General features: G+C 69.1%; 26 protein-coding genes and 1 tRNA gene. 9 read left to right on the top strand and 18 right to left on the bottom strand.

Annotated elements, in window-relative coordinates:
- Window positions 1-87 precede the first annotated feature (87 nt).
- The gene (locus MCHLDSM_RS14265) at window positions 88-825 is read right to left on the bottom strand and encodes an SDR family oxidoreductase (RefSeq protein WP_048470642.1); all 738 of its coding nucleotides are present in this window, start codon (window positions 823-825) and stop codon (window positions 88-90) included.
- 316 nt (window positions 826-1141) lie between these two features.
- Here MCHLDSM_RS14265 and MCHLDSM_RS14260 point away from each other — a divergent pair, with 316 nt between their 5' ends.
- Window positions 1142-1339, top strand: coding sequence for a hypothetical protein (locus MCHLDSM_RS14260; protein ID WP_048470641.1), 198 nt, complete (start codon window positions 1142-1144; stop codon window positions 1337-1339).
- A 10-nt stretch (window positions 1340-1349) separates the two neighbouring features.
- Here MCHLDSM_RS14260 and MCHLDSM_RS14255 read toward each other — a convergent pair whose 3' ends face one another.
- Window positions 1350-2591 carry a PE-PPE domain-containing protein gene (locus MCHLDSM_RS14255; RefSeq protein WP_053082982.1) on the bottom strand — a complete coding sequence of 414 codons (1242 nt, stop codon included), beginning with the start codon at window positions 2589-2591 and terminating at the stop codon, window positions 1350-1352.
- Window positions 2592-2820: 229 nt separating this feature from the next.
- Window positions 2821-3105: a protein UsfY gene (usfY, locus tag MCHLDSM_RS14250; RefSeq protein ID WP_318280550.1), complete on the bottom strand. Its 285-nt coding sequence runs from the start codon at window positions 3103-3105 to the stop codon at window positions 2821-2823.
- 535 nt (window positions 3106-3640) lie between these two features.
- On the opposite strand from usfY, the gene MCHLDSM_RS14245 reads away from it, so the two are divergent.
- Window positions 3641-5119: a PQQ-dependent sugar dehydrogenase gene (locus MCHLDSM_RS14245; RefSeq protein ID WP_048470639.1), complete on the top strand. Its 1479-nt coding sequence runs from the start codon at window positions 3641-3643 to the stop codon at window positions 5117-5119.
- Between the two features lie 10 nt (window positions 5120-5129).
- Here MCHLDSM_RS14245 and MCHLDSM_RS14240 read toward each other — a convergent pair whose 3' ends face one another.
- Complete coding sequence (locus tag MCHLDSM_RS14240) at window positions 5130-6122, bottom strand: phospholipase D-like domain-containing protein (RefSeq protein ID WP_048470638.1); 993 nt, start codon at window positions 6120-6122, stop codon at window positions 5130-5132.
- On the bottom strand, window positions 6119-7894 hold the full coding sequence (locus MCHLDSM_RS14235) for an ABC transporter ATP-binding protein (protein WP_048470637.1): 1776 nt from the start codon (window positions 7892-7894) through the stop codon (window positions 6119-6121). The genes MCHLDSM_RS14240 and MCHLDSM_RS14235 overlap by 4 nt, the downstream gene beginning before the upstream one ends.
- 164 nt (window positions 7895-8058) lie before the next feature.
- On the opposite strand from MCHLDSM_RS14235, the gene MCHLDSM_RS14230 reads away from it, so the two are divergent.
- Entirely contained in the window at window positions 8059-8859 is an 801-nt protein-coding gene (locus MCHLDSM_RS14230) for a hypothetical protein (protein ID WP_048470636.1), read from the top strand.
- Window positions 8860-8872: 13 nt separating this feature from the next.
- On the opposite strand, the gene MCHLDSM_RS14225 is transcribed toward MCHLDSM_RS14230, so the two are convergent.
- Window positions 8873-9787: an aldo/keto reductase gene (locus MCHLDSM_RS14225; RefSeq protein ID WP_109788832.1), complete on the bottom strand. Its 915-nt coding sequence runs from the start codon at window positions 9785-9787 to the stop codon at window positions 8873-8875.
- Window positions 9788-9926: 139 nt separating this feature from the next.
- Window positions 9927-10742, bottom strand: coding sequence for a helix-turn-helix transcriptional regulator (locus MCHLDSM_RS14220; RefSeq protein WP_048470635.1), 816 nt, complete (start codon window positions 10740-10742; stop codon window positions 9927-9929).
- A 125-nt stretch (window positions 10743-10867) separates the two neighbouring features.
- On the opposite strand from MCHLDSM_RS14220, the gene MCHLDSM_RS14215 reads away from it, so the two are divergent.
- Window positions 10868-11881, top strand: coding sequence for a DUF4331 family protein (locus MCHLDSM_RS14215; RefSeq protein WP_048470634.1), 1014 nt, complete (start codon window positions 10868-10870; stop codon window positions 11879-11881).
- A gap of 56 nt (window positions 11882-11937) precedes the next feature.
- On the opposite strand, the gene MCHLDSM_RS14210 is transcribed toward MCHLDSM_RS14215, so the two are convergent.
- Window positions 11938-12020, bottom strand: a tRNA-Tyr gene (locus tag MCHLDSM_RS14210).
- Window positions 12021-12159: 139 nt separating this feature from the next.
- On the opposite strand from MCHLDSM_RS14210, the gene MCHLDSM_RS14205 reads away from it, so the two are divergent.
- Window positions 12160-12651, top strand: coding sequence for a YajQ family cyclic di-GMP-binding protein (locus tag MCHLDSM_RS14205; RefSeq protein ID WP_048470633.1), 492 nt, complete (start codon window positions 12160-12162; stop codon window positions 12649-12651).
- 4 nt (window positions 12652-12655) lie between these two features.
- Here MCHLDSM_RS14205 and MCHLDSM_RS14200 read toward each other — a convergent pair whose 3' ends face one another.
- Both MCHLDSM_RS14200 and MCHLDSM_RS14195 read right to left on the bottom strand, forming a co-directional pair.
- Window positions 12656-13168 carry a lipoprotein LppJ family protein gene (locus tag MCHLDSM_RS14200; RefSeq protein ID WP_048470632.1) on the bottom strand — a complete coding sequence of 171 codons (513 nt, stop codon included), beginning with the start codon at window positions 13166-13168 and terminating at the stop codon, window positions 12656-12658.
- 2 nt (window positions 13169-13170) lie between these two features.
- Window positions 13171-15009, bottom strand: a complete 1839-nt coding sequence (locus MCHLDSM_RS14195) for an alpha/beta hydrolase (RefSeq protein WP_048470631.1) — start codon at window positions 15007-15009, stop codon at window positions 13171-13173.
- 117 nt (window positions 15010-15126) lie between these two features.
- Between MCHLDSM_RS14195 and MCHLDSM_RS14190 the strand changes: the two genes are divergently transcribed.
- Window positions 15127-16152, top strand: coding sequence for an NAD(P)H-dependent glycerol-3-phosphate dehydrogenase (locus MCHLDSM_RS14190; protein ID WP_048420696.1), 1026 nt, complete (start codon window positions 15127-15129; stop codon window positions 16150-16152).
- A gap of 1 nt (window position 16153) precedes the next feature.
- Here the strand turns inward: MCHLDSM_RS14190 and MCHLDSM_RS14185 are convergent, their stop codons facing one another.
- From MCHLDSM_RS14185 to grcC1, 4 genes are all read right to left on the bottom strand, one after another.
- Window positions 16154-16696: a hypothetical protein gene (locus tag MCHLDSM_RS14185; protein ID WP_048470630.1), complete on the bottom strand. Its 543-nt coding sequence runs from the start codon at window positions 16694-16696 to the stop codon at window positions 16154-16156.
- 43 nt (window positions 16697-16739) lie between these two features.
- Entirely contained in the window at window positions 16740-17198 is a 459-nt protein-coding gene (locus MCHLDSM_RS14180; protein WP_234713971.1) for a hypothetical protein, read from the bottom strand.
- A gap of 65 nt (window positions 17199-17263) precedes the next feature.
- Window positions 17264-18142: a zinc metalloprotease HtpX gene (htpX, locus tag MCHLDSM_RS14175; RefSeq protein ID WP_048470628.1), complete on the bottom strand. Its 879-nt coding sequence runs from the start codon at window positions 18140-18142 to the stop codon at window positions 17264-17266.
- A 79-nt stretch (window positions 18143-18221) separates the two neighbouring features.
- On the bottom strand, window positions 18222-19229 hold the full coding sequence (gene grcC1 / locus MCHLDSM_RS14170; RefSeq protein WP_172506316.1) for a nonaprenyl/(2E,6E)-farnesyl/geranylgeranyl diphosphat synthase: 1008 nt from the start codon (window positions 19227-19229) through the stop codon (window positions 18222-18224).
- A 21-nt stretch (window positions 19230-19250) separates the two neighbouring features.
- On the opposite strand from grcC1, the gene menJ reads away from it, so the two are divergent.
- On the top strand, window positions 19251-20471 hold the full coding sequence (menJ, locus tag MCHLDSM_RS14165; RefSeq protein WP_048470627.1) for a menaquinone reductase MenJ: 1221 nt from the start codon (window positions 19251-19253) through the stop codon (window positions 20469-20471).
- Complete coding sequence (locus MCHLDSM_RS14160) at window positions 20468-20878, top strand: hypothetical protein (RefSeq protein ID WP_048470626.1); 411 nt, start codon at window positions 20468-20470, stop codon at window positions 20876-20878. Before menJ ends, MCHLDSM_RS14160 begins: the two co-directional genes overlap by 4 nt.
- On the opposite strand, the gene MCHLDSM_RS14155 is transcribed toward MCHLDSM_RS14160, so the two are convergent.
- Both MCHLDSM_RS14155 and MCHLDSM_RS14150 read right to left on the bottom strand, forming a co-directional pair.
- Window positions 20875-21939 (bottom strand): alpha/beta hydrolase fold domain-containing protein, encoded by a 1065-nt coding sequence (locus MCHLDSM_RS14155; RefSeq protein ID WP_048470625.1) that lies wholly within the window; start codon window positions 21937-21939, stop codon window positions 20875-20877. The genes MCHLDSM_RS14160 and MCHLDSM_RS14155 overlap by 4 nt on opposite strands.
- 121 nt (window positions 21940-22060) lie before the next feature.
- On the bottom strand, window positions 22061-22747 hold the full coding sequence (locus tag MCHLDSM_RS14150; RefSeq protein WP_048420647.1) for a demethylmenaquinone methyltransferase: 687 nt from the start codon (window positions 22745-22747) through the stop codon (window positions 22061-22063).
- A 93-nt stretch (window positions 22748-22840) separates the two neighbouring features.
- Here MCHLDSM_RS14150 and MCHLDSM_RS14145 point away from each other — a divergent pair, with 93 nt between their 5' ends.
- Window positions 22841-23665, top strand: coding sequence for an SDR family oxidoreductase (locus tag MCHLDSM_RS14145; protein ID WP_048470624.1), 825 nt, complete (start codon window positions 22841-22843; stop codon window positions 23663-23665).
- 1 nt (window position 23666) lies between these two features.
- Here MCHLDSM_RS14145 and MCHLDSM_RS14140 read toward each other — a convergent pair whose 3' ends face one another.
- Together MCHLDSM_RS14140 and MCHLDSM_RS14135 are read right to left on the bottom strand one after the other, a co-directional pair.
- Complete coding sequence (locus MCHLDSM_RS14140; RefSeq protein ID WP_048470623.1) at window positions 23667-24293, bottom strand: class I SAM-dependent methyltransferase; 627 nt, start codon at window positions 24291-24293, stop codon at window positions 23667-23669.
- A 115-nt stretch (window positions 24294-24408) separates the two neighbouring features.
- Complete coding sequence (locus MCHLDSM_RS14135) at window positions 24409-25242, bottom strand: class I SAM-dependent methyltransferase (RefSeq protein WP_048470622.1); 834 nt, start codon at window positions 25240-25242, stop codon at window positions 24409-24411.
- Window position 25243: the final 1 nt, after the last annotated feature.

Genomic DNA, 25243 nt, shown 5'->3' with positions numbered 1-25243 from the left:
GCGTCCCACACCGACGCGGAGGCTTCCGCTGCTGGCACGTCGCAGACGTTATCCCAGTCGCCGCCCGGCTTCCCGCGCTGCGCGGAGTCAGCCCGCGAGAGCGACCGCGTCGGCCCCGGCAGCGAACCGGAGCCGGTCCGTGGTGTCCAGTGCCGCGCCGTAGACGACGTCGGCGACGTCCTGGGGCGTGGTCACCGGGCCGGGCTCGGCGAACGCCTCCAGGATGGGCTCGGCGAAAGCCCGATACTCCGCGGGGATCGTCCCGGCCATCCGACCGGTGCCGTTGCTGGTGAATTGTGTTCCCGGTCCATAGCCGGGTTCGACGAGTTTGGCCCGCACGCCGAAGTGTCCGAGTTCGTGCGCCAACGATCCGGTGAACCCCTCGATGGCCATCTTGCTGGCGGTGTAGGCGGCCGCCAACGGCATCGGGGTCAGCGTCACACTCGACGTGACGTTGACGATCACGCCGGACCGTCGGCAGCGCATCTGGGGGATGACGGCCTGCGTCATCGCCATGACTCCGAACGTGTTGGTGTCGAACAGGTCTCGCACCGTCGCCATCGGCGTCGCCTCGAAGGCTCCGATGGCGCCGATCCCGGCGTTGTTCACCAGAACGTCGATGGGACCGCAGCGCTCGATCGTGGCGGCGATGCTCGACGGGTCGGTGACATCGAGGGGCAACAGCTGAATTCGATCCGACTCGGGGAAGAGGCCGTCCCGGGGGACACGCATCGTCGCGATGACGTCCCAGCCGGCGTCGAGGAACCGGTGCGCCGTCGCGAGTCCGTAGCCCGACGAGCAGCCGGTGATGAGAACAGAGGTCATGCACCGAAAACTAAAGCGTGGCGACTTCACGCGGCAACGCGTTCGCGTCTCAGATCGTTTCGTGACCGTCTTGTGCCGATCGACTGTCGGCTCAGGAGGCGGCCTGATCGGCACCGGAGCCGGCGGCCGCCGCCCCGACAGCTGGGGATAGGGCAGGCCGCGCTGGCCCGTGTCCCCCGATCGGTGGACACCACAGTCATCCCCCGCATCCACCGGGCGGCGGACAGACCGCGGGGCGGCGCCGAGGCATGCTCAATACATCGCCAGAACGATCCGGCGCAGACAGCCAAAAAGACACGCACACAAGGAGATTCCCATGAACATCCGCACCCGATTCCTCGCCCTGCCCCTCCTGACCGCCGGCATCCTCGCCGGTGCTCTCGGCCTGGCGGGTACCGCCTCCGCCGACAGCACCCCGCCGTCGTCAGACAGCCACGCCGCCGCGACTGCACAGCATCCCAAGTCGGAGCCGCAGGCTCAGCGGCACCATCACCACCGGCGCCACGAGGGATAGTTCCCTCGGCTCAGGAGGCGGCCTGATCGGCACCGGAGCCGGCGGCCGCCGCACTGTGTTCGGTCGTGGGGGCGTTGTCGGCCTTCGCCGGGGCGTCGGTCTCGGTCTCGGTCTTCGTCGTGGTGCTGCTGCCGGTTGCGTCGGTGTCGGTGGTGTCACTCGCCGACTCGTCGTCGGCGACCGCACGCAGATGCTTACGGGGGTGCCAGGCCGTGCGTTTGGCCGCCGGTTCCTGCGGTTCCTCGCTCACCTGCGGCTCGGGATCGGGTGCCGAGCGCTGCTGCGCGGGGGCGACGGCAGGTTCGTCCACCGACTCCACCGCGGCCGTCGCCTGCCGGCGCGGGAACAGCGTGGCCCGCGTCGGAACGCTGTAATCGTCCCGGTTGTAGGCGGTTTCGATGAACTTCCGGAGCGGGGCGTCCAGAGCCGCGATCACCGGGTCGGGCAGGAAGGGGTCCAGCGGTATCAGCAACGGGATCGGGTAGGTCTTGACGACGTAGTAGGCGGTGTTGGATTTCGCGTCGAACTGGTAGTAGTCGCTGTCGCCGGAGTTCCTGGCCGCTTCGAGATCCGCCTCGGTCAACTGGAACTGCGTATTCCCGTGCACGAGAGCCATTCCCACGACGGCATTGGCGATCGCCACGGGATTCCACAGGTAGGTGGGGAAATCCGTCCAGCCGTCGTACTGGCGGGCGACGTCGATGGTGTAGTCGCCGTTGTCCGGGGTGGCCCCATTGAACGTGACGTCGAGGAACGGGATGTGCAGCCCCTCGAACCGTTCCAGGATGCCGCCGTTGGGCCGGTTCGGATTCGCCACCAGGACGTAGGTGTTGCCGGTGTGGTCGGCCTTGTACTGCGAGGCGACGGCGGCGCCCTGCGAGAAGCCGAAGATGATGTCACCCGGCGCGGGTTGGGCCGCCGCGAGGTTGGCCACGCCCTGAGCGACGGAGTCGTCGAACGTGAGGTCCTTGAAGCCGCCGTGAGAGAACGGCCGGAATCCTGCGTTGTAGTCGACCTTCTCGTAGGGAGCATCAGGCTTCGGCGCCGCCGTGCCGTTGACCACGACACCGATGAAGTCCTCGTACTCCTGCTGTGTCGGCTGGTAGCCGATGTTGGTGCCGCGCAGGTAGTGCAGCGTCGCGAGCAATTGCGGGCTGACCGACATGGTCGGCGCGGTGCCGAGGAGCGCGGCACCGGCGACGGCGACGCCCGCCATCCCGATCGCGGACACCGCGGCCTTGGCCCTCCGCACGCCGCGCTTCCCGGATTCCGGCTTGTGCGCCCGGTGCCGACCCTGTGTGCCTGCTCGACGATTCCCCATTGCGTCCCCCTCGTAGAGTCAGCAGCAGTGTACGTCGGGAAATTTGCTGACACACCCACTTCGTGGCATTCGCACCGAAGTCGATCATGATGCGGGCCGCTATTCACCGATTCCGGAGGCCGCCCGGCGCCCCGGCAGGGGTTGCTACCACTGTGCGCAGCTAGCCTGCCCGCAGATGACGGTGCTGCGGATGCTCGGCCTCCCACCGCCGTTCGACCCTCTTGACCCGCTGATGTTCGAGCGTGATCAGCAGGGCGCCGGCAGTGACCAGTGCGCCGGCGATCAGGCCGAGGATCAGGGACAGGTACTGGTTGCCGTAGGCGGTGGCGGCGACGGTCCCGGCGATGAGCACCGTGCCGACACCGATCAGCAGCAGCCCGGGCAGCCAGAGGGTGTCGATGAAGGACTCCCCGCTGTGCGGCAGAGTCGTGCGAGCGTGATCCACCGGATCACGATGAGCGCCTTTCATCGCATCTCCTTCCTCTCAAGAGATGCCTCGACAATACGCCTCTGTGAGCTGGATCACAGAAGTCGTCAGCAACCCGTCATGATCTGCGCGGTCCCTGCCCGACCGACCACGGGCGCCACGTCTTCGCCGCTGCACAGAGCGGCCCGGAACCCGTCGTTGGGGGTTTGCCGGGATTGCGGGGACTGTCCGGTTGACGCCGACGTGGCAAACTCCTCCAACCCATCGAGAGCGGTCTACACTGCATGATCGCGCCCACGCGACGGTGTCGCGAACACGACCGGGCACGGGGTTCTCGGCCGCACTCCTTCGCCACTGCGACGATCCACCGCACGGAAACTCAAGATCAAACGAAAAGCCTTGCCCGCGTGCACATCACACGCACGGAGCATTCACAGCTTTCCCGGCGAAAACGCGGTGGCGGGGTTCACCGGACACCTAGAGTCCTGAACATCGGGGCATCGGCTGACACCGCCGAGTGGAGGTGCGGGGTGCCCGCGCTCGAGGAGGCGTCATGGGATCGTCGGCATTGCACATCGGGCGGGTCGGCGGCCTGGCCGTCGCCCTGGGCATCGGCGCAGCCGTTCTGACCGGGCAGGCCATCGCCTCCGCCGAGACCGGCGACACCTCGCCATCGACGAATGCCGCTGCGGCCGGACCGGATTCGGCGTCACCGGCAGCCGGGCCGCGGATCCGACGCGGTGCCGCGGACGACAAGCCCACGGCGAGTGAGCGCGCCACGCGCAGGGCTGAGGTTCGCGCCCAGCGGGCAGAAGCACGCGCCGAACGCGCCGCCGACCGCAGCGACCGCGTCGAACAGCGCCGTCAGCGGACCATCCGTGTCACGTCGCCGGCACCCACCGAGCCGACCGCTTCAGCGGCTGCCGCCGATCCGATCAGGCCCCGCGACCGTGCCGCCGGTCTGCTCGACGTCGTCGCCACCGGGTTGGCCGGCGCGGGTGCGCGTCAGACGGCGCAGGTCACCGCCGCCGCGGTGCCCGACCGCACCGTCGTCGCGACGGGACTCAACCAGCCCACCGACTTCCAGTTCCTGCCGGACGGACGGATCCTCGTCGCCGAGAAGGGTGGCCGGATCCGCATCGTCGAGGACGGCGCCGTCCAGCGGCGACCGCTCTACCGGATCTTCACCCCGACCCAGGGTGAGCGCGGGCTCGGCGCGCTGGCCGTCGACCCCGACTTCGAGAACAACGGCTACATCTACGTGGCGTACACGACGATCGGCGCCCGCGACCGGCTGGCCCGGCTGACCGTCCGCGGCGACCGGGTGGTGTTCGGATCCCAGAAGGTCCTGCTGCAGTCGACCGACCCGTCGGCGTTCTACCACCACGGCGGCGCCCTCGGGTTCGGTCCCGACGGCGCCCTGTACTGGGGCGTCGGCGACAACAAGAACTCCGACAACGCCCAGGACCTGGGCACCATCCACGGCAAGATCATCCGGATCAACCCCGACGGCACGATCCCGTCCGACAACCCCGACCTCGGCGCCGGCGCGCTGCCGCAGGTCTACGCCTACGGCTTCCGCAACCCGTTCCGCCTGTCGTTCACCCCGGACGGGACGCTCCTGGTCGCCGACGTGGGTGAGAACTCCTTCGAGGAGGTCGACAACGTCATCGCGGGCGGCGACTACGGCTGGCCCGGCGCCGAAGGCGCGTGTGCGAACTGCGGCAGCATCAACCCGATCTACGCCTACAGCCACGACGGCGGCGGTGCATCGATCACCTCCGTGCTGTTCTACACCGGCGGCCAGCTCGGCCCCGAGTTCCAGAACACCCTGCTCATCGCAGACTTCGTCAAGGGCTGGATCAAGGCGCTCGACTGCACCGGCGACTTCTCGTCGTGCGGCAACGCCCGCGACTTCGACGCGCAGGCCGGCCAGACGGTGCTGCTCGCCCAGGGGCCCGACGGCGCCCTCTACCAATTGGATTACGGCTCAGGCCGGATCGTCCGGATCGGCGCGACGCCGGTGGTCTGAGGCGGTTTGATCAGTCGTCGCGTTTGTGCAGCGCGAGCTGATCGACCTCACGCTGGTTGCGGCCCGCAAGGTCGGCCAGAAGTGCCTCGTCGCTGAGATCCAGTGGCGCCGAATGCTTCCAGTCGTGATGCGCCACCTCGTTCAGCCGCTTGAGCAGGTGCTTGTCGTCGGCCTCGATGGCCAGCTCCCGGCGGTGGTCGAAGCTGCCCGGTGACAGGTTGATCGAGCCGACGACGGCGCGCTCGTGATCGGCGAGGATCATCTTGGCGTGCAGCTTGAGGTGCTTGAGCCGGTGGATCTTGATGCCGACGTCCTCGAGGATGCGCAGGCCGCTGACACCCTCGAGCAGCTTGTCGGCCTTGAGATGGTGCGCCGCGCGCGCCATCACGTGCACCTTCACCCCGCGGCGCGCCGCCCGGACCAGCCGCTCGATGATCACCGGATCCTGATAGCGCTCGTTCTGCACGAACAGCGTCTCCTCTGCCCGGTCGATGAACTCGGCGATGCGGGCCCGCCCGTTCGTGGGGCACCAGATCAGCCGCGCCGAATCGCCCGGATCGAAATCCTCCCGGGCCCAGTCGGCTTCGAAGCATTCGATGATCTCGAGCACCTCGTGCGACGTCGGCGTCACCACGGCGTAGTCGCGGGTCTCGGTGAAGTTCTCGTCGGTCCAGTTCAACGACTCGACGAACGCGTACTCGTCGTCGATCACCATCGACTTCTCGTGGGTCAGGTCGAACGACGGGCTGCTCTCAGTGACCTCGATGCCATACTCCTGCAACAGATCTCGTGCACCGTCGTTGTCGGTCTCGCCGTCGCGCCGCACCGGGTTGAGCATCACCTTGACCAGTACACCGCGTTGATGGGCCGCGATGATCGCATCCAGCAGCGGCTGGTGGCTGAACGCGAACATCTTGACGCGCAGCGACTTCGTCGCCCCGTGGATCGCGTCGAGCACGGGCTGTGCCGAATCGTCGGGCAGGATGATCAGCGATCGGCTCACGTCGTCTCGTCCTCGTACTGGATGCGGTGGAGCTCAGCGTATCTGCCGTCACGCTCGAGCAGCTCCTGGTGCGTGCCCTCTTCGACGACGCGGCCCTCCTCGAGCACGACGATCTTGTCGGCGTCGCGGATCGTCGACAACCTGTGAGCGATCGTGATCACCGTGCGGTCGCTCATCAGCCGCTCCAGAGCCGACATCACCAGGTGCTCGGACTGCGCGTCCAACGCGGCCGTCGGCTCGTCGAGGATCAGGATCGGGCTGTTGCGGATCAGCGCGCGGGCGATGCCGATGCGCTGCCGCTGACCTCCCGACAATGTCATCCCGCGTTCCCCGACCGCGCTGTCGTAGCCCTGCGGCATGTCGGAGATGAACTCGTGCGCGTTGGCCAGTTTCGCGGCCTCGACGATCTCCTCGTGCGTGGCGTCCGGCCTGCCGAAGGCGATGTTGTCGCGGACCGTCCCACGGAACAGCACCGTGTCCTGCAGCACGTAACCGATCTGCTGGCGCAGTTCGTGCAGCTTGTAGTCGCGCAGGTCGACCCCGTCGATCGACACCGAACCCATCGACGGGTCGTAGAACCGCGGAATCAAGCTCACCAGCGAGGACTTTCCACTGCCGGTGTGCCCGACGATGCCGACCAACTGACCCGGCGCGACGTCGAACGTGACATCGCGCAGCACCGGCTTCGCGCCGTCATAGCTGAACGCCACCTTCTCGAAGCGCACCGCACCCTTGATCCGCTCGGGCTCCACCGCATCGGGCTTCTCGACGATCCCGGTCTCGGCCTCGAGCAGCGCGGCGACACGCTCGACACCGACGGCGGCCATCGCGATCGTGTTCGTCAGCTTGGCCAGATCCTGCACGGGTTTGAAGAAGGAAGCGAGGTAGCTGATGAACACCGTGAGCGTGCCCGCGGTCATCGCGCCGGCCAGGATGAGCGCCGACCCGCGCCACAGCACCAGCGCGGTGCATGCGGCGACCACCACCGCGACGATCGGCGACACCACCGACTTCACCCGGCGCGCGTTGAGCGCGGCGTCGACGGCCTGCTGACCCGCGATGGCCAACTGGTTCTCCTGATGGGCCTCACGGTCGAACGCCTTGACCACGCGAATCGACTGCAGGCCCTCCTCGGCCACCGCGACGATGTCCGATTCCCGTCTGCGCACTTCGTGAGTCGCGGCCTTGACGGCCTTGCGGATGCGGGAGACGAACAGCAGCAGCAACGGGGCCACGGCCAGCGCGACCAGCGTGAAGTCCCACTGCAGGTACAGCATCAGGCCGAGCATGCCGACGATGGTCAGCAGGTCGGTCGCGATGCCCAGCGTCGAGGCCGACGCGAAGTCCTGGATGGTGTCGACGTCGTCGGTCAGCGTGGACAGGATCGGCCCGACGCGGTGGGTGTCGAAGTAGCTCAGCGAAAGCTGCTGCAGATGGTGGTAGGCGCGGGTGCGCAGATCGTTGCCGACCTTCTGGCCGACCGTCTCGGTCAGGTAGTTGGCGACGTAGGTGGCGATCGCGGCGATCACCGCGATGACGATCACCATGATCGCGGCCAGGCCGGCGATGTGCATCCGGCTCTCCCCGCCCAGGATGGGCTGCAGCAGCCCGTGCAGCCAGGGCGGCAGCGGGTGGTCGCCCACGACGCTGTCGAGCACCACCTTCAACGGCCACGGCGCCGCGAGACCCATGGCGATCTGCACGCAGAGCACCGCGAAAATCCCGGCAACCAGCCACCGGTACGGGCGGAGCAGTTCAAGGATCAGTCTCACGGCGTGGCTGCCTCGCTGTCGATGTCATCGATGGAGCGGAGAAACAGTACATCGTGAAGGTTGCCGGCGGGGGTCGACGAGGTAGGGTCGCACACACTCTGCCCGGGGGTGTCAGCAACGTGAACACGACCGTCCGTCGATACCTCGGCGCTGCCTCCCGGTCGATGGCGCGGGCGGGGGCGCCCCGCCCGTTCACCGCCCGACGCGCGGCGGCCGATTTCCAGCTGCCGCTACTGCGGTCGGTGGCCGCGGAGATCCGCTGGATGTTCACCCCGCCCCGCACCTGCCTGATGGGGGTGTGGACCAACACGGTCCTGGCCGCGCTGTGGCTGCTGGTGCAGCCGGTGACGCGGCACGGCGCGCACGACGACCTGATCGTCGTCGTGGACACCTACTTCGCGTCGTTCATCCTGGCCGACGTCACGACGACGAACCTGCTCGGCGCCGACCACCACCGGGTGAACACGGCGTGGTCGGCGGGCACACCGATATGGCGCATCCTGCTGGTGAAGAACGCGGCGCTGTTCGTCATCGTCGGCCTCCCCACGCTCGCCGCGGCGGCGGCGTTCACCGTCACGCTCGATCACCCGTCGCGGCTGCTCAGGACGGTGCCCAACGTGCTGGTGCCCGTGATCTCCTGGCTCGGCGTCGGCAATCTCGTCTCGGTGCTGCTGCCGGTCGCCGCGGTGCCGCTGCTGCGGCGGTGGCGGCGCCGCCACGACCGGGCGAGCCTCGCGGTCTGGGCGGCGGCACTCGCGCTGCCCTACGCGCTGTACTACGTGGCGGACCCGATCGGCAGTGTGGAGCACCAGCTGTTCTGGAACCGGTTACCGGCGGCGATCGGCCCGCTGCTGGGGCGTGACACGAAGACCTTCGTGCACCTGGCGGTGGCGGTCACGGTCTGGTTGGCCGGAACCGCGGCGGCGGTGCTGTGGGTGCGGCGGCGAGGGCTACGGATGCGGTGACGACTCCGGCGCGTCAGCGCACACCCTGCTCGGCATAGCGGCCGCCCTTCACCAGGTCGCTGAGGGGTTGTAGTTCAGCCAAGGCGGAGTCGTCGAGCTGGACGTCCAGCGAGGCCACGTTCTGATCGAGCCGTTCGGCGTGCCGGGTCCCGGGAATCGGCACCACCGAAACGCCCAGCCGGTCTGCCTGGGCATACACCCAGGCCAGCGCGACCTGCGCCGGCAGCACGCCGAGCCGCTCCGCGACGGCGCGGACGGTGTCGGCGATGACCTGATTCTGCTCACCGGCTTCACCGGTGAACCGCGGGTTGCGGGCACGGAAGTCCTTGGGGTCCAACGACGATGTCTGCACCGACCCGGCCAGGAATCCCCGTCCCAGCGGGGCATACGGGACGAGGCCGATGCCCAGTTCGGCCATCACGGGGGTGACCTCTTCGACATCCCTTGTCCAGAGCGAGTATTCGCTCTGCACGGCCGCGATCGGATGCACCGCGTGGGCGCGGCGCAGCAGCTCGGCGCTGACCTCGCTGAGACCCAGGTATCGGACTTTGCCGTCGTGCACCAGTTCGGTCATCGCACCGACGGTGTCCTCGATCTCGGCGTTCTGCGGGGGTCGGTGCAGGTAGTACAGGTCGATGTGGTCGACCCCCAATCGCAGCAGCGAGGCCTCGCAGGACCGCTTCACGTACGGCGGATCGCCGCGGTGGAGCCGGTTCTCGTCGCCGCCGCTGCGGTCGATGCCGAACTTCGTGGCGATCTGGACGTCGTCGCGCCTGCCGACGATCCCGCGACCCACCAGTACTTCGTTGTGGCCCGAGCCGTACTGGTCCGCCGTGTCGAGGAGAGTGACGCCGACATCGATGGCGTGGTGCAGCGTTTCGATGCTGGTGTCCCAGTCCGAGGCGCCGTAGTACTCGCTCATCCCCATGCAGCCCAGGCCCTGAGCCGACACGTCGAGACCGCCGAGAGTGGTTCGCTTCACGATCAATCCTTTCCGACAACTGCTCCCGATGTCGACGGTAATCAGACGCTGCGCGACGACAAGGGGTGCAGTACACCCAGGGACGTCATGCGGTCGCGGCCCATGAACACAGCACCGACAGGGCCTCGGCACTCGGCGATCCGGGTTCTGCGTGGTAGACGACCAACTCCTGACCGGGGCTGGAGCGCACGTCGAAGGTCTGCATCGTCAACGTCATGACCCCCACCACCGGGTGCCGGAAGGTCTTGTTCTGCAGGGATTTCCGCCGGGCGTCGTTGCGGGTCCACAGTGCGGCGAATGCCGGGCTGGCCTCGAGCAGTTCGTCCCGGACGGTGCGCAGCCGTACGTCGTTGGGCGCCAGGCCGAACCCGTGCCGGAAACTGGCCACCGCGTCCTCCGCGACCACCGACCAGTTGCAGTAGAAGGTCTGGGCGTCGGGCTCGGTGAAGATCACGTGCATCAGGTTCCTCGAATGCGTCCACTTCAGGAACATGGCATCGGCGATCTGATTGCTGGCCAGGACGTCGAAGGCACGGTTGTAGACGAACGCGGGATTGAACGGCCACATGTCGAGCAGGTCGAGCAGCGCCGGGTCGACGCGGGTGCTGACACTGCCGCGTTCCTGGGGGCTCAGCCCCGCCAGCCGGAACAGGTGCTCGCGCGCGTCGTCCGGCAGTTGCAGGACGACGGACAACGCATCGATGACCTGGGGCGAGGGGCGACGTTCGCGGCCCTGTTCGAGCCGCGTGTAGTAGTCGACGCTCATGCCGGCCAGGAGCGCCACTTCCTCCCGCCGCAGTCCGCTGACGCGCCGCAACCCGTCGCTCGGCAATCCCACGTCGCCGGGCGCCACCCTGGCGCGGCGCGCTCGCAGATAGTCGCCGAGGCCATCGCTGCCCATGCCCGCCAGCTTATGGTGCCCCGCCGGCGCGTTCCTGGTTGCAGCGCACCCACCGAAGGCCGGTACCGGACCGCCTGAGCCCGTAGGTTGGCAGATGACGAGTCCCCGGGCGAGAGGTGTGCACCATGTCCAACCACTTCACCGGACTGAGCCTCGGACCTCCCCTCGGCGATCAGCGTCTGGACCTCTGCGACCTGTACGCATTCCAGTCACCGACCGACGACGCGCGAACGGTGTTGATCCTCAACGCCAATCCCAACGCCGACGCACTGCATCCCGACGCGGTGTACCGGTTGGCGGTCGACACCGACGGAGACCTGCTCAACGACATCGCATTCAGCTTCGTCTTCTCCGAACCGAAGGACGGCCGCCAGACCGTCGACGTGTATCTCGCCCGCGGTGCGGAGTCACGGGATCCCGAGCCGGCCGGCGAGAAGATCTTCTCCGCGGTGGAGGTGTCGTTCACGGCCGACCCCAACATCGTGCGGGCAGGCGACATCACGTTCGCCGCCGGGGCGCGCAGCGACGCGTTCTTCTTCGACTTCGACGGCATCAAGGCGCTGTTCGACACCTCGGGCAAGCGCAATTTCACCGAGCCCCACCTGGGCGATCTGGGCGGGCAATCGCCGTGGACGGGCGAGGACTCCAACCTGACGGCCAACGTCTGCTCGATGGCGGTCGAGATCCCGACGAGCATGCTGGAGGCGGACGGGCCGATCCGGATCTGGGGACGATGCAGCCTCAGGGAGAACGGCACCCTGCAGCACGTCGACCGAGCAGGCCACCCGTCGGTTAGCAGCTTCTTCAACACCGACGACACCAAGCTCGAGTACAACGCCAGCGAGCCGGTGCACGACTGGGACCGCTGGCTGGACCAGTTCGTCCACCTGCTCGGCCACACCGGCGGCTACAGCCGGGAGGACGCGGTGGAGGTGATCAAGGCGGAGGGCACCCTGCCCGACATGCTGACCTTCGATCCGGCGCTGCCCGCGCGGTATCCCAACGGCCGGACCTTCACCGACGACGTCATCGACTACCGGCTGGCGTTCCTGACGAAGAACGAGTGCCCGCCTTCGGGCCTGTCCCCGCACAACGACACGTTGAGCGAATTCCCCTACCTCGGACCGCCACACTCGTGAGGCCGAATTTGTTGCAGAACGCACTCAGGCCCCCTCGAAAGGGGGCCTGACCAGCGTGGCAGGTACTGGATTCGAACCAGTGTAGGCGTAAGCCGACGGATTTACAGTCCGCTCCCATTGGCCGCTCGGGCAACCTGCCGGTGACGCGAAGAGCGCGCACAGCAGGATACAACGAGGACATACCCCGAGAACAAATCGCCAGGGTGGTGTGGCCTGCGCTCGCAGCTGTCGGCCAAGATGGGACCAAGAACTGACACCTACGAAGGAGGGACGGGTCCATGGCGGATTCATCGTTCGACGTCGTCAGCAAGGTCGACCGGCAAGAGGTCGACAACGCGCTCAACCAGGCCGCCAAGGAGCTGAGCACCCGCTTCGACTTCCGCGGCACCGACACCACGATCGCCTGGAAGGGCGACGAGGTGATCGAGCTGGTCAGCTCCACCGAGGAGCGGCTCAAGGCCGCGGTCGACGTGTTCAAGGAGAAGCTGGTCCGCCGCGACATCTCGATGAAGGCGTTCGACGCCGGTGACCCGCAGCCCAGCGGCAAGACCTTCCGGCTCACGGGCACTCTCAAGCAGGGCATCAGCAGCGAGGACGCCAAGAAGATCACCAAGCTGATCCGCGACGAAGGACCCAAGGGCGTCAAGGCCCAGATCCAGGGCGAGGAGATCCGCGTCAGCTCCAAGAAGCGCGACGACCTGCAGGCCGTCATCGCGCTGCTCAAGGGCGCCGACCTGGATGTGGCGCTGCAGTTCGTCAACTACCGCTGAACGCTCACCGCAGCTGGTCGGTGATGTCGACCGGGCCGTCGGACCCGTGGTCGCCCATGTTGCGGCACTCCCCGTAGATCTGCAGCGCGCCGTAGCCGGGGTCGGCGACACGCGGCCCGACCGCGGCCGTCACGCCGTCGCGGTTGAGCGAGTCGCCGTGCACGACCTGCCCGGCCGGCGCGCCGCTCGCCCAGCCCTGCGCGACCAGTGCGTCGCGGATCTGCGCGTACACCGCGCCCGGGTCGGCGGGCAGCTTGAACGCCACCTCGACACGGCCCTGGAACGGCGGCTCGCCCTGGTCGTTGCACGATCCGAACGAGAAGCCGCCCGTCACGTCGTCCAGTTTCACCGCGCGGACCACGGCCACCGCCGGGTCGACGACCTGCGCGCGGGTCTGCTCGTCGGACAGTGCGTTCTCCGGCTCGTCGTACGGATTGTCTTGGGCCGGGCCGGAATCGGACATGTGGCAGCCTCCCAGGGCGAGCACGATCAGCAGCGTGGACAGCAGTCGGGTCATCACTAGATGGGTCTTCCGTCGAATCGGTGGTCGGAGGTGACCGCGCCGTTGTCGCGCGGCGCCTCGGGATCGAGGATGGCCGGCCCCAGCGGAATATCGGTGTGCGGCAACGGGATGTCGCCGAACGGAGTCGGGATCCGATCAGGCGTACTGACGGTCGGCGCGGACCGCCCGTCCGCCAGCATGCCGAGTTCGCCGAGCGCATCGCCGTGCCCGGATGCGATCGCGGACATGCTGTACAGCGACTCGCTGCCCATCGTGTAGTAGTACGAGTGGTCGTCGAAATCGGGCAGGTTGGAGCCGGGCACCTCCGCATGGAACCGCACGGCGCCGAACGACTCCGCCGACGCGTCGTCGCCCAGCCCCACCGACAGGCCCAGCGGATCGGCCAGCGGACCGTTGAGCACGTCGGCGGCCATGTCGCTGGCGCCGATCCAGCCGACCGGATCGGTCGAGGCGTTGCCCACGTACACCTGGCCGCCCTGCAGGTTGAAGTCCGCCGCCGAGTGCGCCAGATCCGTTCCCGGACAACCGATCAGCACCGCATTGGTGGCCTTCATCCCGCTGCCGGCGAACGCGTCGGCAACCGTCGTCGACCCGTAGGAGTGGCCGAGCACCGTGATGTTCGGCTCACCGGCCCCGGTGTGCGTGACGTGCAGGCTGTTGACGTCGCCGGCCAGCAGTGCGCCGCCGGCGCGGGCCATCTCCGGGTTGGCGATCCGCGGATCGGTGAAGCTGTCGGGCGCGTCGTAGCCCATCCACATGATCACCGCGTTCTGCTTGCTCGGGTCGGCCTTGCCCATCTGGTCGAGCAGGTTGATACCGTCGTTGCGGCCGCTGTTGAGCCAGTCCGATTCCAGGCTGCTGCCGGTGCCCGGCACGATCACCCCGATGTTGTCGGCGGTGTCGGGGTTGCCCAGTGCGATGGCCGCGGTGCCCTGCCCGTTGTACGCCAGCGGGTCGTAGCCGAACAGGTAGGTCTTGCGCGGCCGTGCCGGGTTGTCGCCCTCGGACTGATGCTTGAGGCCTTGGCGGGCCTTGAGCCCGTTCTGGTAGGCGACGGCGTCGGCGCGGTTGAGCCCGTAGCGCTCCGGGTGGGCCGCCACCTCGTCGGCGCCGACCCCGTTGGCGCTCGCGGCGTGCTCCACCCGCGCGATGTCACGATCCATCACCGTGCGGTTGAGCTGGTCGCGCACCTCGACGGGCAGCCCGTCGAGGTTGCCCAGCCCGCGGGGCGCGGCGTCGGTCAGCCGCTTCCGGTCGGCGTCGCTGAGCGAGTCCCACCAGTGCTTGACCTGCTCGGGCGACGCCCCGGGCGGCGGCGGTGCCGGCAGCGGCGTGCCGGGCGGCGTGGCCGGCGGGACACCGCCGATCGCGGTGCGCACCGCACCCGCGGTGGCGGCGTCGATCTGATCGAACAGCTGGAGCAATCGCTGGATGACCGCGGTGAAGCCGGGTTCGAACTGCTTGAGCAGCGGCGGGAAGATCGGCGCGATCGCGCGACCGTCGTCGGTGACCGTCCACCCCGCGGCCCGCAGCGTCCCGACGATGCCCACCAACGCCCCACGGGTGGCCTCGAGCTGGGAGCCTCCGGTGGCCAGCGCCGCGCGCACCGACTCCAGCCGGGCCTTCAGCTGCAGCTGTTCGGTGAGATTCTGCTCGGCCTTGGCGATCGCCGCGTCGCCCGCCGTTCCCTGCCATGCGACGCGCATCCGGTCCAGTGCTCGGCGCTGCTCGGTGATCGCGCCGTCGAGATCGGCGATCGTGCCGCCGAGTCGACCCGCGGCCGCTGTCAGGCCCTGCGGATCGGATGCCTCGACCGTCGATACCGTGACCGACAAACGCGAACCCCCTCAGCAAAGTCGTTCTCATTATGCCCACTCCCACACACCTGTCGGCGCACCGATCGGCTCGAAATCGGCCCTCGAGCCGCAGCCGCCGCCCTAATGTGGTCACTCATGGCACCTGCACAGCGCGAACCCAAAGTCGTCGTCCTCGGGGGCGGATCCTGGGGCACCACCGTGGCGTCCATCTGCGCGCGGCGGGGACCGACGCTGCAGTGGGTGCGTTCGCAGGAGACCGCCGACGACATCAACAACCACCACCGCAACACCAAATACCTCGGCAACGAGGTGGAGCTGGCGGACACCCTGAAGGCGACCACCGATTTCGTCGAGGCCGCCGAGTGCGCCGACGTCATCGTGATGGGGGTGCCGTCGCACGGATTCCGCGGTGTCCTCACCGAACTCGCGTCGACGCTGCGGCCGTGGGTGCCGGTGGTGTCTCTTGTGAAGGGTCTCGAGCAGGGCACGAATTATCGGATGAGCCAGGTCGTCGACGAGGTGCTGCCCGGCCATCCGGCCGGAATCCTGGCCGGCCCCAACATCGCCCGTGAGGTCGCCGAGGGCTACGCCGCCGCCGCGGTACTGGCCATGCCCGACCAGCACCTCGCCGCGAACCTGGCGAACCTGTTCCGCACCAAGCGATTCCGCACCTACACCACCGACGACGTGGTGGGCGTCGAGATGGCGGGCGCGTTGAAGAACGTCTATGCGATCGCGGTCGGCATGGGCTACTCACTGGGCATCGGGGAGAACACCCGCGCGATGGTGATGGCCCGCGCCGTGCGCGAGATGTCGAAGATGGGCGAGGCACTGGGCGGGCACCGCGACACCTTCGCCGGGCTCGCCGGCATGGGCGACCTGATCGTGACGTGCACCAGCCAGCGCAGCCGCAACCGGCACGTCGGCGAACAGCTGGGCGCCGGCAAGCCGATCGACGAGATCATCTCCTCGATGAACCAGGTGGCCGAAGGGGTGAAGGCGTCCAGCGTGATCATGTCGTTCGCCGAGGAGCTCGGCATCTCGATGCCGATCGCGCGCGAGGTCGACGGCGTGGTCAACCATGGCTCGACCGTCGAGGACGCCTACCACGGGCTGATGGTGGAGAAGCCGGGCCACGAGGTCTTCGGGTCCGGCTTCTGAGTCAGTTGAAGTAGGGGTTGGTGCCGTCGGGGCGGGCCAGCAGCGGGTTGACCTCGTTGACGATCCACGACGCCGACGGGCTGACCACGAAACCGGACTGGTTGCGGTTGTCCACGCAGGCCGTCACGGTGCCGTCGCCGCCGCAACTCACGTCGCCGAAACTGAGCCGGGTGTTCGGCGGCAGCGCGTTGACGGGGCCGCCGTAGATCGGGGCGGGCGCCACCGAGAAGCCGGGCACCCCACCGGCCGAACCGCTGACCAGGTTGGCGCCCTCCGGGGCGCCGGGCAGCACACCGTTGCAGCCGTAGCCGCCGGAGCGCTGCAGCATGCAGGTCAGGCCGTTGGCGCTGAACGCGTAGGCGGCGCCGTCGAACACCGCGTAGTTCTTCGGGTTGGCGGGCGCCCACGCGTTCACGTTGGGGGCCGGCGGCGTCGGAGGCGGAGTGGGCGGCGCGGGCTGGGCACCCGCGAGACCGGACGCACTGAGGACACCGGCCGCGGCGACGCACGCAGCACCGAGGAAAGCTCTGCTCGACACGGTCACAGCCTAGATGTCGCCGGAAGGGCCGGCCGCGTTAGCGAGGACCTCAGTACGCGTAGCTGCCGGTCGGGCTGATGACGAAGCCGGACTGGTCGACGGTGTTCGTGCAGGAGGTGATGACGCCGTCAGTGCCGCAGCTGACGGTGCGGAAGCTCATCCGGGTGTTGGCCGGCAGCGGCAGCGGGTTGGCCGTCGTGCCGTACATCGGCCCGTTGGCGTGCCCGAACCCCGGCGGCCCGCCCGCCCAGCCGGTGACGACGTTCGCGCCGCCCGGCGCACCCGGCAGCGATCCGTTGCAGCCGTAGTTGCCGGTCTGGCGGTCCATCACGCACGTCACACCCCCGGGCGCGGCGAACGAGTACCAGGCGCCGTCCGGCGAGGCGAACGGCTGCGGGTTGACCGGCGGCAGCGCGTTGACGTTGAGCGGCGACGGATCAGCGGAGGCGACGGCGGGCGCGGCACACACGGCGGCGGCCGCGACGCCGATCAGGATTCTCGTCAGCACGTCGCACACCATAAGCGGGTGGACCCGGGGTGCGCATCGTCAGGGGAGAAAGTCTGACGGCCCCGTCAGTACTGGCCGGGCCCCCGACCGGCCATGGCCTCCAGGCGGGCGATGCGGTCGGCGATCGGCGGGTGGGTCGCGAACAGCTTGCCGATCTTCTCGCCCGAGCGGAACGGGTTGGCGATCATCAGGTGCGCCTGATCGGCCAGCTGCGGCTCGGGGGGCAGCGGCGCCCGCTCCACCCCTACGCTGATCTTGCGCAGCGCGCTGGCCAACGCCAACGGGTCACCGGTGAGCTCGGCGCCCGACTGGTCGGCCTGGTACTCCCGCGAGCGGGACACCGCCAGCCGGATGACCGTCGCCGCGATCGGGCCGAGCAGCGAAACCAGAAGGATCGCAAAGGGATTCGCGCCGCCCTCCCGGTTGCCGCCGAACATGCTCGCGAAGAACGCCAGGTTGGCCAGCGCGGTGATCACCGATGCCATCGCCCCGGCCACACAGCTGATCAGGATGTCGCGGTTGTAGACGTGGGAGAGCTCGTGACCGAGCACCGCGCGCAACTCGCGCTCGTTGAGCATGCCCAGGATGCCCGTCGTGCAGCACACCGCGGCGTTGCGCGGGTTGCGACCGGTGGCGAACGCGTTGGGGGCGGCGGTGTCGCTGATGTAGAGCCGCGGCATCGGCTGACGTGCCGTCGTGGCCAGCTCCCGCACGATCCGGTACATCACCGGCGCCTGCATCTCGGTGACCGGCTGCGCATGCATCGCGCGCAGCGCCAGCTTGTCGCTGTTGAAGTACACGTAGGCGTTCATGCCGAGGGCGAACAGCACCGCCAGGAACATGATGTTGCGCCCGAACATCGCGCCGACAGCAACGATCAGACCCGAGAACACCACCAGCAACAGGAACGTCTTGGCCCTGTTGGCGTGCGGATGCCACGTCATCGCGGGTTCCTCCTCACCACACCTGCAGAACTCATTCGCTCGTTCAACGCTCGGGGACGCCGCGCAGGTTCCGCAGTACTCAGCCGTGCCGGTTGATCGTGTAGTCGACCAGCGTGGCCAGCGCCTGACGGCCGGGACCGTCGGGCAGCGCGGCGAGCTCCTCCTCGGCCTGCCGGGCGTACCCGGCCACCGTCTCCTTGGCCCTCGTGATGCCCTGCGAGGAGCGCAGCAGGCGCAGCGCCTCGGCCACGTCGGCGTCGTCGTCGAGGGGACGGGCCAGCAGTTCCCGCAGCCGGTCGGCGTCGGGCCCCGTCTCGCGCAGCGCGTAGAGCACCGGCAGCGTGTGCACACCCTCCCGCAGATCGGTGCCGGGGACCTTGCCGGACTCGTCGGGGTCGCTGTCGATGTCGATGATGTCGTCGGAGATCTGGAACGCGGTGCCCACGATCCCGCCGAGCCGGCTCAGCCGCTCGATCTGATCGTCGTCGGCGCCGGAGAACGTCGCACCGAAGCGGCCCGACGCCGCGATCAGGCAGGCGGTCTTCTCGTAGACCACCTTCAGGTAGTGCTCGACCTCGTCGACGTGCTCGGCGACGCCGCGGGTCTCCCGCATCTGGCCCGTGACCAGCAGCGCGAAGGTGTCGGCGATGATCCGCACGGCGTCCGGGCCCAGCCTGCTGACCAGGCGCGACGCCGTCGCGAACAGGTAATCCCCCGCCAGGATCGCGATGTTGTTGCCCCACCGGGCGTTGGCGCTGACCGCCCCGCGACGCACCTGCGCCTCGTCCATCACGTCGTCGTGGTAGAGCGTCGCCAGGTGCACCAGCTCGATGACCGCGCCCGCGACGGTGACCTGCCAGGCGTCCGGTTCCGGGCCGAGCTGCGCCGACAACACCGTGAACAGCGGGCGGAACCGCTTGCCGCCGGCCTCGAACAGATGCGTGACGGCCTCGGCCATCAACTCGTCGGCGCGGCCGAGTTCCTCCGACATGAGCGTCTCGATCCGGGCCACTCCGTCACGGACGTCCTGGGCGAACTCGGCATCGCCGAAGTCCACTCCCGCCACCACGTTCGCCGGTGTCCTCACACAGCCAACATACTGGGAGCCATGGAGACGAGCGCTGACCTGGTCGTCGTCGGCGCCGGGCCGGCAGGTTCGTCGGCCGCGGCGTGGGCCGCGCGCGCCGGGCGCGAGGTACTGGTCATCGACTCGGCGTCGTTCCCCCGCGACAAGGCGTGCGGCGACGGCCTGACCCCGCGGGCGGTGGCCGAGATGCGGCGGCTGGGCCTCGGCGGGTGGCTGGACGGCCGGATCACCCACCACGGATTGCGGATGTCCGGCTTCGGCGCCGACGTGGAGATCCCGTGGCCGGGGCGGTCCTTTCCGCCGCTGTCGAGCGCGGTGCCACGCACCGAACTCGACGAGCGCATCCGGCTGGTGGCCGTCGACGACGGCGCGAAGATGAAGTTGGGCGTCAAAGCGGTTGACGTGCAGCGTGATTCGGCCGGCCGGGTGTCGGGTGTGGTGCTCGACTCCGGAGAGGTGGTGCGCTGCGCGGACCTGATCGTCGCCGACGGAGCACGTTCGACGCTGGGGCGGGCGCTGGGCCGGGAATGGCACAAGGACACCGTGTACGGCGTCGCGATCCGCGGCTACATCGCGACCCCGCGACACGACGAACCGTGGATCACGTCGCACCTGGAGCTGCGCTCACCGGCCGGCGAGGTGCTGCCCGGCTACGGCTGGATCTTCCCGCTGGGCACCGGTGAGGTGAACATCGGCGTCGGCGCGCTGGCGACGTCGAAGCGGCCCGCCGACGCGGCGCTGCGGCCGCTGATGAACCACTACACCGCGCTGCGTCGCGACGAGTGGGGCTTCGACGGTGATCCGCGGGCCGGGCGCTCTGCGCTGCTGCCGATGGGCGGCGCGGTGTCCGGCGTGGCCGGGCCGAACTGGATGCTGATCGGGGATGCGGCGGCGTGTGTGAACCCGCTCAACGGCGAGGGCATCGACTACGGGCTGGAGACCGGGCGGCTGGCCGCGGAGATGCTGGGCTCGGGCGACTACTCGCAGGCCTGGCCGGCAGTACTGCACGCGCACTACGCGCGTGGGTTCTCGATCGCGCGCCGGCTGGCGCTGCTGCTGACGTTCCCCCGGTTCCTGCCGGCGACGGGACCGGTGGCGATGCGGTCGACGGCGTTGATGACCGTGGCGGTGCGCGTGATGGGCAACTTGGTCACCGACGAGGACGAGGACGTGGTCGCCCGAGTGTGGCGCGGCGCCGGCCGGCTGTCGGGCCGCGTGGACGCCCGCCGCCCGTTCACGTGACGGCCGTGTACCGGGCGCCGATGCGCTCGCGCCGAGACGACATCGATCCTCACGCGGGGGTGAAGCGGGGCCTGCGGGAGGGTCTGTGCGGGTTCGGCCGGTTCGACGTCCCCGAGCGGCGGGTGTCACGCTTTGCCGATGCGGCCGACGGGTCGTTCGTGTGGACCCGCGACGGCGACGGGCTGTTCTGGCTGGGCCGGCTGACAGGGCCGTACGTCTACGACGCTGACGGTGAAGACGTCGACCTCGTGCACGTCCGACCGTGCCGCTGGCGCGACGTGCCACTTGTCGAGAACCGCTGTCCCGCAGCCGTCCTCGCGACGTTCGCCCGAGGCGGGCGAAACTTCCAGCAGATTCACGACGCAGCCGTCGGCGTGGAATCGGCGCGCCTGTGGGAGCAGGGCTAGCGGGAGCTCAACGAGTGGGCGAAGCCGCTGACGTCGCGGACGCTGGCGGCGAACACCTCCGGCATCGCGCCCGCCAACAACAGATCTCCCCCGTGGCAGGTGCCCGCGACCACCCGCCCGACCGTGGGCACACCCGCCCGCAGCAGCCTGCGGTAGTACTGCAGCCCCTCGTCGCGCAGCGGGTCGAGTTCGTTGACCGAGATGACATGTGGCGGCAGCCCGGCCAACTCGTCGTCGGTCGCCACGTACGCCCAGCACGCCGCGTCGTCGACATGGCGCCCGTCCGGATCGTAGAGCGAGCCGAGGATGGCCAATTGCTCACGGCTGATGAAGTATTCATCGTTCTCCTCCAGCGACGGCAGGTCGTCGCACCGCTCGAGCCACCGGTTGGAGATGAACGGGCACTGCGCGTAGAAGCCCGCGATCCGGTCGATCCACTCCTCGCGTTTCGCCTTGTGCGCCAACGTCAATGTCAGGTTCCCGCCGCCCGATTCCCCGGACACCACGATGTGGCTGACACCGAGTTCGCCACGCTGCTGGTCGACCCAGCGAGCGGCCGACGCGCAGTCGTTGAGACCCGCCGGGTACGGATGCGGGCCGAGTTTGCCGCCGGAGTTGCGGAATTCGACGCCGACGACGACGAGGCCCGTCGCGGCCAGATGCTCGCGCAACCGGACGTACGGCATATCGGCGGCGCTGGCGATCGCCATGCCGCCGCCGTGCAGATGCACGATCGCCGGCAGCGGACCGGCCGCGTCGGTGGGCCGGCTGACGAACAGCGTGACGTCGTTGCCGTCGGCGCCGGTGATCGTCGTCGTGATGGTCGTGACGCCGGCCGGCGGCGCGACGTTCTGGGCGAGGGCGTCGAAGATGGCGCCGATGCCCTGCTCGCTCATGGTCGCGTAGGCGAGGCGCTCCGCCAGCGGGGAGTCGACGCCCAGGCCCGAGGACGGCAGTCGCTCGGTCAGACCGAATGCCGCGAGGGCGGCGACCATCCGCGGATCGGAGCGGGGATCGGTGGCGAGGGTGGCATCGGGATCGGCGTGGCGTCCGTGCAGCATGGTCGTGACGCTAACGCCAATGGGTGTGCAAGCGGGCGGCTTTCGCGCCGCGCGAACGTGCGTGGAATCGCGGAAATGGGCGGCGTGTCGCCCGCAGACACGCACGCTCGCGGGAAAGATGTCAGGGTTTGGTGGCGGCGTGCAGCGCCACGATGCCGCCCGTCAGATTGCGCCAAGCGACGTCGGTCCAGCCGGCGGCCTCGATGCGACGGGCCAGCTCGGCCTGGTCGGGCCACGCCCTGATGGACTCCGCGAGATAGACGTAGGCGTCCGGGTTCGACGACACCGCGCGGGCCATCGCCGGCAGCGCCTTCATCAGGTACTCCTTGTACACCGTCGCGAACGGTCCGTTCGTCGGCGTGGAGAACTCACAGACCACCAGCCGGCCGCCCGGCCGCGTCACGCGCGCCATCTCCCGCAGCCCCGCGACGTGGTCGACCACGTTGCGCAGGCCGAAGCTGATCGTCACCGCGTCGAACACACCGTCGGCGAACGGCAGCTTGGTCGCGTCGCCGGCCACCTTCGGCACCGGCCGCGCCGCGCCGGCGGCCAGCATGCCGACCGAGAAGTCCGCCGCCACGCACCACGCCCCCGAGGTGGCCAGCTCGGCGGTCGACACCGCGGTGCCGGCCGCCAGATCGAGGACCTTGTCGCCCGGCGCGATCCCCAGCGCCTCCCGCGTGGCCCGCCGCCAGAACCGGTCCTGCCCCAGCGAGAGCACGGTGTTGGTCAGGTCGTAGCGCCGCGCCACGCCGTCGAACATCGACGCCACCTCATGGGGGTCCTTCTCCAGCGACGCGCGGTTCACAGGGCCGAACGTATCACCGGCCCCGCCTGGCAGGTTCCTGTGCAGATCCAGGGGCCGGGAATGCCCGCGGGATCGACGGCCTTGACCTAGGGCATGAGTGAAAAAGTCTGGTTCATCACCGGTGCGTCGCGCGGCTTCGGGCGCGAGTGGACGATCGCGGCGCTCGAGCGCGGCGACAAGGTCGCCGCCACCGCGCGAGACCTGTCCACCCTCGACGACCTCACGACCAAGTACGGCGACGCGCTGCTGCCGATCCGCCTCGACGTCACCGACCGCGACGCCGACTTCGCGGCCGTCCAGCAGGCCCACGACCACTTCGGCCGGCTCGACATCGTCGTCAACAACGCCGGCTACGGGCAGTTCGGCTTCATCGAGGAACTCTCCGAGCAGGAAGCCCGCGATCAGATCGAGACCAACGTGTTCGGGGCGCTGTGGGTCACCCAGGCCGCGCTGCCCCTCCTGCGCGCCCAGCGCAGCGGGCACATCATCCAGGTGTCGTCGATCGGCGGCATCACCGCGTTCCCCAACGTCGGCATCTACCACGCCTCGAAGTGGGCGCTGGAGGGCTTCTCGCAGGCCCTCGCCCAGGAAGTCGCCGACTTCGGCGTGCACGTCACGCTGGTCGAGCCGGGTGGTTTCTCCACCGACTGGGCGGGCCCGTCGGCCAAGCACGCCGCCGAACTGCCCGACTACGCCGAGATCCATGCGAAGGCGGCCGAACTGCGGGCGTCGCGCAGCGCGAAGCCGGGCGATCCGACCGCCTCGGCGCGGGCCATCCTGAAGGTCGTCGACGCCGAGGAGCCGCCGCTGCGGGTGTTCTTCGGCGAGCTGCCGCTGCAGCTGGCCAAGGCGGACTACGAGAAGCGGCTGGCCACCTGGGAGCAGTGGCAGCCGGTCGCGGTGGAAGCGCAGGGCTGAGTCAGATCGCGGCGAGCTCGGCCATGCCGCGCTCGCCGATGATCTCGACGTCCTTGAGGCGCAACGACACTCGCTGACCGAACTCCTCGACCGCATCGAGGCCGACCGACGCCCACTCGAACCAGGGACCGACCTCGTCGTCCGTTTCCAGGCGCACCATGGTGGTCGTCGCGCCGGTGACGGCCGGGTCGAATTCGACGACGCAGTGGCCGCCGTCGCGCAGCAGCGCGCGGCAGCGGTTGAACAACCGCAGCGGGTCCCCGCCGATGCCCACGTTGCCGTCGGCCAGCAGCACGGTCTGCCACCAGCCCTCGCGCGGCAACATGTCGAACACGTCGCCGCGCAGCGCCCGGGCTCCGCGCTGCTCGGCCAGGTGCACCGCGACGGCCGACTGGTCGATGCCGACCGCGGGGATGCCCTGGCGGGCCAGCCACGCCGCGAAGCGTCCCGGTCCGCACGCCAGGTCGACGGTCGGTCCGTCGGCACGGGCGGCCAGCGCGGCGTCGAACGGATCGTCGTCGCACTCGCCCAGCCACCGGTCGACGGGCAGCACCCGGGTCTGATAGTCGGCTCCGCGGATCCAACATCGCCGACCGTTGAGGGCGGCGTCGTACAGGGCACCGATCATGGGGATCCTCGCTCTCCGCTGCGCCGCCGACACATTGCTGCGCCGCCGTCAGATCCCAGCAGCAGAGCCGTTGGCTCTGTACCCGCCCAGGCCGCCGGCAAACCCTGCGCGGTCCTCAGCCGAACTCGAGCAGGGTGTACGCACCGCGGTGGTTCCGCATCGGCTTCCACCCCCAGAACGCCGGGAACACCCGCTCGAAGAAGAAGCCGCGCCCACGGGGCATCGGCAGGTCGTGCACGGCCGTGATCCCCGGCACGGTGTCGACCAACGCCGCCAACTGCGCCGCCGACAGACTGAACGGCATCGGCGGCACCCGGTAGCGGGAGGACGAGCGCATGCCTTTCGGCGCGAGCTTCTTCACCATCACGGGCGGCAGGTCGAAGATCATCTGGCCGCCGGGGAACCGCTGCGCGCACGCGGCGATCAGGCTCATCGCCTCATCGGGTTGCAGGTACATCAGCAGGCCCTCGGCGGTGATGCACACGCCCTGACTGGTGTCGACCGCGTCCATCCAGCTGACGTCGAGAGCCGACTGCGCGAGTGTGGTGATGCGCGCAGAAGTCGGCAGCAGACGCCGGCGCAGCGCGATGATCGATTCGAAATCGACTGTCAGCCACCGGAATCGGGGATCAGGCAGCGCGGCGTCGAGCCGCCAGAAGGTGGTCTGCAGCCCCTCGGCGAGGGCGACGACCGTGGCCGACGGATGCCGGGACAGGAACGCCGTGGTCGCGCGATCGAAAGCCAGTGAGCGCAGCGCCATCTCCTGGCCCTTGCGACGACCGAACTTGTCGAAGTCGAAATCGATCGCATCGACCAGGCGGATGGCCATCGGGTCGTCGAGGATGGCGTCCGGGAGCCGCGCCTGGTGCGCTCGTCCGTTGAGTGTCAGAAGAGCCGTTTCTGAGACGCCTGTCAGCGCACCGGCGTCGATCTTCTGCTCGGGATGCACA

This window comes from Mycolicibacterium chlorophenolicum (genome assembly GCF_001044235.1).
GTDB lineage: Bacteria > Actinomycetota > Actinomycetes > Mycobacteriales > Mycobacteriaceae > Mycobacterium > Mycobacterium chlorophenolicum.
The sequence above is the reverse complement of the archived record's forward strand: the minus strand, read 5'-3'. Positions and strand labels throughout refer to the sequence as shown.